This is a genomic window from Pseudomonas fluorescens, assembly GCF_000968015.1.
GTDB classification, from domain to species: Bacteria; Pseudomonadota; Gammaproteobacteria; order Pseudomonadales; family Pseudomonadaceae; genus Aquipseudomonas; species Aquipseudomonas fluorescens_W.
On sequence record NZ_LACH01000097.1, the window covers coordinates 1 to 5,533 of the forward strand.

The following is a 5,533-nucleotide window of genomic DNA, read 5'->3' on the forward strand; positions in this document are numbered from 1 at the left end:
CTCGACAGCTCCTACAGGGGAGCCAATCGTTTAGGCTTCGGTCTTGTTGGCAGCAGCCGCTTCAACAGCAGCCTTGATGGTGGTCTGCAACGAACCGTCAGCAGCCATCTCGGTCATGATGTCGCTACCGCCGACCAGCTCACCGCCCACCCACAGTTGCGGGAAAGTTGGCCAGTTGGCGTATTTTGGCAGGTTGGCGCGGATTTCCGGGTTCTGCAGGATGTCCACGTACGCAAACTTTTCACCACATGCCATCACGGCCTGCGCGGCTTTCGCGGAGAAGCCACACTGCGGGGCATTCGGCGAACCTTTCATGTAAAGCAGAATGGTGTTGTTAGCAATCTGCTCTTTAATCGTTTCGATGATATCCATGGAGCACCTCGGCTGAACTTTCCGACTCAGGGGTCGGCACGGTGGCGCATTGTAACGGAAACCCGAGCACCCTGCTCGGTCTCCCCGACAGACTTGATCAAGCCGCCGCCACGGTCACTGGCACACCGTTCAACGCGGCATTGCCCGACAACTCATCGAGCTGACACTCGTCGGTCAAGTCATTGGCGCTGGAGCCCGGCTGACCACTGGCAATGGTCATCTGCACGCCCGGCCGCGCATGGCCCCAACCGTGAGGAAGACTGACCACACCTTTCATCATATCCAGACTGCCGAGCACTTCAACTTCAATCACACCGACCCGCGAACTGACCCGTACGCGCTGCCCGTCGTTGAGCCCACGGCTGGCCAGGTCATCCGGGTGCATCAGCAATTGATGGCGCGGCTTGCCCTTCACCAGGCGGTGATAGTTGTGCATCCACGAGTTGTTGCTGCGCACATGACGGCGGCCAATCATCAGCAACTCATCGGCCGCTGGTGCTTGCAAGGCTGCAAAGCGCGCCAGGTCGGCAAGGATCACTGGTGGCGCAGCCTGGACGCGCTGGCTGGCGGTTTTCAGGCGTGGCGCCAGGTTGGATTTCAGCGCCCCGAGATCGACACCATGAGGGTGATCGAACAAGGTCGCCAGCGACAATTTCTGTTGCGAAGCATCACCATACAACCCCATCCGCAAGCCACGGTCGATCATCTGCGCTGGCGGGATCGTCGGTTTCAGCTCCTTGCCGGTCTTCGCAGCAAAGGCCTTGGCCAGCCCGACGAAAATCTCCCAGTCATGCAACGCACCTTCGGGCTTGCCCAGGATCGCGCGGTTGAACCGAGTGACGTTACGCACCGCGAACATGTTGAATGTGGTGTCGTAGTGATCATTTTCCAGGGCCGATGTGGACGGCATAATCAGGTCGGCATAACGCGTGGTTTCATTGATGTACAGGTCGATGCTGAGCATGAACTCCAAACCGTCCAGGGCCTGTTCCAATTGTCGGCCATTAGGCGTCGACAGCACCGGATTACCCGCCACGGTAATCAACGCGCGAACCTGCCCTTCCCCTTCGGTAAGCATCTCTTCGGCCAGCGCCGAGACCGGCAGTTCTCCACCATATTCAGGACGCCCGGAGACCCGGCTCTGCCACAGATTGAAATGCCCACCTGAGGTGGAGGCCACCAGGTCCACCGCAGGTTCGGTGCACAATGCCCCTCCTACGCGATCAAGATTACCGGTGACCAGGTTGATCAGTTGCACAACCCAATGACACAAGGTGCCGAACGCCTGGGTCGAGACACCCATGCGGCCGTAACAGACCGCTGTCGGCGCCGCCGCAAAGTCCCGCGCCAGTTGGCGGATCTGTTCGGCGGGTACTGCGCACAATGGGCTCATGGCCTCGGCGGTGAAATTCGCGACGGCTTCCCGCACCTCATCCAGACCATCCACCGGCAAATGACTGTCGCGGGTCAGGCCTTCAGCGAACAAGGTATTGAGCAGTCCGAACAACAACGCGGCATCGCCACCGGGACGCACGAACAGATGCTGGTCGGCAATCGCCGCAGTTTCGCTGCGGCGCGGATCGACCACCACCACTTTGCCGCCGCGGGCCTGAATGGCCTTCAAGCGCTTCTCCACATCCGGCACGGTCATGATGCTGCCGTTGGACGCCAGCGGATTGCCGCCGAGGATCAGCATGAAATCGGTGTGATCGATGTCCGGGATCGGCAACAGCAAACCGTGGCCGTACATCAAATGGCTGGTCAGGTGATGGGGCAACTGATCGACCGAGGTCGCGGAAAACCGGTTGCGGGTTTTCAACAGGCCGAGAAAGTAATTGCTGTGGGTCATCAGCCCATAGTTGTGCACGCTGGGGTTGCCTTGATAGACCGCCACCGCGTTTTGCCCATGACGCTCCTGAATAGCCGCCAAGCGTTCGGCTACAAGGTTGAAGGCGACTTCCCACTCGATGGGTTGCCATTCACTGCCGACCCGCAGCATCGGCTGACGCAGACGATCCGGATCATTCTGAATATCTTGCAGGGCGACGGCCTTGGGGCAGATGTGCCCGCGGCTGAAGGTATCCTGAGCGTCACCCTTGATCGACGTGATCTGCACCGCGCCTTCGACCTCGGTGGTTTCGATGGTCAGGCCGCAGATGGCTTCGCACAAGTGGCACGCACGGTGATGGAGAGTCTTGGTCATGGCCAGTCTCTGTCTTGTTCTGGGCGGGCGATATCGGCCGCGGGAACAAAACTATGGCGCCTGATCCACTGCTGCGCCAGCGACGTTCGTCTTGTGAATCGGCGGCCATCAGGCCAGCCGATGACCGCTGGGGATCAGTTCGGCGGCAGCCTCGGCGGCGCCTGCAACTGGATCTCCTGGATGGTTTCGATCTGCTCTTGAGCGACATGAACACCGGTGAGTTCGCCGATCAGTCGCCAGTGCTCATCGAGCCCGGTGCTGATGGTTGCCATGCGGTCGATCATCCGCCGGCCGGCGGCCTTGGTCACGTCGTCTTCACTGCGCATCAACTCGAAGGACATCGAGGTCATGGACGCGGTGAGGTGGGTCAACGAGCGGGCGGTGAGGCCGAGTAATTCCATTAACTGTCGTTCTTTCGATTCCATTCCGAAGGCTTCCTGCGTCGTTCGTACGTTAGTTATAACCCGCCACTTTGCATTAGCAAATGTTTCAGACCAGACACACCCCGCCATCCTGAGTACAAATGTTTCGAATGACAGGTCAGAAACCGACCGTTGCTACGCCTTCCCCGCCCCGTTTGATTGCAAAGCCCCGCGACCCCAGTGTACAAATGACGGGCTGCTGTCAGGAAACAGGCTTCAAAAGCGCTACTGCGGTCATCCCGTAGCCCCTCTGAAATCCCCTAAAAACCGTAGCCCTATTGGTAAGACGCGACATTTAATTATAAGATCGCGCCTTCCCCTATTTCGTCGCCCCGTGCGGCTTACGCCGCAGGTCTCGCCCGTTTTTCAGTTAAACAAGGCTTTGAGTATCTGCGGTCTGTTGCAAAAAGGTAGTCAATGATGAGCGCAAGGCACTTTCTCTCCCTGATGGATTGCACGCCCGAAGAGCTGGTCAGCGTGATCCGTCGAGGCGTTGAGCTCAAAGACCTGCGTAACCGCGGCGTACTGTTCGAGCCTCTGAAAAACCGCGTGCTCGGGATGATTTTCGAGAAGTCCTCGACTCGCACCCGTATTTCGTTCGAAGCCGGCATGATCCAGCTCGGTGGCCAGGCGATCTTCCTGTCGCCGCGCGACACCCAACTGGGCCGTGGCGAGCCGATCGGCGACTGCGCGATCGTCATGTCGAGCATGCTCGACGCCGTGATGATCCGTACCTTTGCCCACAGCACCCTGACCGAATTCGCCGCCAACTCCCGCGTGCCCGTGATCAACGGCCTGTCCGATGACCTGCACCCGTGCCAGTTGCTGGCCGACATGCAGACGTTCCTCGAACACCGCGGTTCGATCCAGGGCAAAACCGTGGCCTGGATCGGCGACGGCAACAACATGTGCAACAGCTATATAGAAGCGGCGATCCAGTTCGACTTCCAGTTGCGCGTCGCTTGCCCGGAAGGCTTTGAACCCAACCCTGAATTCGTAGCCAAGGCCGGTGATCGGGTCACCATCGTCCGCGATCCGAAGGATGCCGTACGCGGCGCCCACCTAGTCAGCACCGACGTCTGGACCTCCATGGGCCAGGAAGAGGAAACCGCCAAACGCCTGAAGCTGTTCGCGCCGTTTCAGGTCAACCGCGCCCTGCTCGACCTGGCCGCACCGGACGTGCTGTTCATGCACTGCCTGCCGGCCCACCGTGGCGAGGAAATCAGCGTCGACCTGCTCGATGACCAGCGCTCCGTCGCATGGGATCAAGCCGAAAACCGTCTTCACGCACAAAAGGCCCTGCTCGAGTTTCTCGTCGAACCGGCGTACCACCACGCATGAGCCATCCATTACTGCTGAACTTGCGCAACCTCGCCTGCGGCTATCAAGACCAGCGCGTCGTGCAGAACCTCAACCTGCATTTGAATGCCGGCGACATCGGTTGCCTGCTGGGCTCTTCGGGTTGCGGCAAAACCACCACACTGCGGGCGATTGCCGGTTTCGAACCGGTGCACGAAGGTGAAATCCAGTTGGCGGGCGAGACCATCTCCCGCGCCGGTTTCACCCTTGCTCCGGAGAAACGCCGGATCGGCATGGTTTTCCAGGATTACGCACTGTTTCCGCATTTGAGCGTGGCCGAGAACATCGCCTTCGGGATCCGCAAGCATCCGCAAAAGGATCGCGTCACCGAAGAGTTGCTGGAACTGGTCAACCTGAAAAACCTCGGCAAGCGCTTCCCGCATGAGCTGTCCGGTGGTCAACAGCAGCGCGTCGCCCTCGCCCGTGCCTTGGCGCCGGAACCGCAACTGCTGCTGCTCGACGAACCCTTTTCCAACCTTGATGGCGAGCTGCGACGCAAGCTCAGCCATGAGGTGCGCGACATCCTCAAGGCCCGTGGTACCAGCGCGATTCTGGTGACCCACGACCAGGAAGAGGCCTTCGCGGTGAGTGACCATGTGGGGGTGTTCAAAGAAGGTCGCCTGGAGCAGTGGGATACGCCTTACAACCTGTATCACGAACCGCTGACGCCGTTTGTGGCCAGTTTCATTGGCCAGGGTTATTTCATTCGTGGTCAGCTGAGCAGCCCCGAGTCGGTACAGACCGAACTGGGTGAGTTACGCGGTAATCGTGCCTACACCTGGCCGGTTGGCGGTGCGGTGGATGTGTTGCTGCGTCCGGACGATATCGTTTATGCACCGGACAGCACGTTGAAGGCGCGGATTGTCGGCAAGTCTTTCCAGGGTGCGTCCACCTTGTATCGCTTGCAGTTGCCGACCGGCGCGCAGCTGGAATCGATTTTCCCGAGCCATGCCGATCATCAGGTGGGTTCAGAGGTCGGCATTCGTGTCGCGGCTGAACACCTGGTGCTGTTTCAGGCGTCGGGCAGTACGGCGGCGCAGATTCCGGTCGTGGAATCCGGTGTGCGCCGCTACAGCAGCGCCCACTAAGCACACGCAATAAAATGTGGGAGCGAGCTTGCTCCGGGCGGCGTTCCGACGATGGCGGGGTGTCAGGCGACATCGATGTTGAATGTGCC

The 5,533-nt window shown here is 59.8% G+C and carries 5 protein-coding genes; 2 read left to right on the plus strand and 3 right to left on the minus strand.

All coding sequences use genetic code 11. The features are described from left to right. Nucleotides 1–30: 30 nt before the first annotated feature. From grxD to VD17_RS30365, 3 genes are all read right to left on the minus strand, one after another. A complete protein-coding gene (grxD, locus tag VD17_RS30355; protein WP_007943565.1) occupies nucleotides 31–372 on the minus strand; it encodes a Grx4 family monothiol glutaredoxin in 342 nt (113 codons plus the stop codon). A gap of 97 nt (nucleotides 373–469) precedes the next feature. Further along, nucleotides 470–2,575 carry a molybdopterin oxidoreductase family protein gene (locus VD17_RS30360; protein ID WP_046057055.1) on the minus strand — a complete coding sequence of 702 codons (2,106 nt, stop codon included), beginning with the start codon at nucleotides 2,573–2,575 and terminating at the stop codon, nucleotides 470–472. A 134-nt stretch (nucleotides 2,576–2,709) separates the two neighbouring features. Further along, nucleotides 2,710–3,000 (minus strand): hypothetical protein, encoded by a 291-nt coding sequence (locus tag VD17_RS30365; RefSeq protein WP_033057467.1) that lies wholly within the window; start codon nucleotides 2,998–3,000, stop codon nucleotides 2,710–2,712. A gap of 417 nt (nucleotides 3,001–3,417) precedes the next feature. Between VD17_RS30365 and argF the strand changes: the two genes are divergently transcribed. Both argF and VD17_RS30375 read left to right on the plus strand, forming a co-directional pair. Beyond that, on the plus strand, nucleotides 3,418–4,338 hold the full coding sequence (argF, locus tag VD17_RS30370) for an ornithine carbamoyltransferase (RefSeq protein ID WP_033053690.1): 921 nt from the start codon (nucleotides 3,418–3,420) through the stop codon (nucleotides 4,336–4,338). After that, a complete protein-coding gene (locus VD17_RS30375) occupies nucleotides 4,335–5,444 on the plus strand; it encodes an ABC transporter ATP-binding protein (protein ID WP_033057464.1) in 1,110 nt (369 codons plus the stop codon). The genes argF and VD17_RS30375 overlap by 4 nt, the downstream gene beginning before the upstream one ends. The last annotated feature ends 89 nt before the right edge of the window (nucleotides 5,445–5,533 follow it).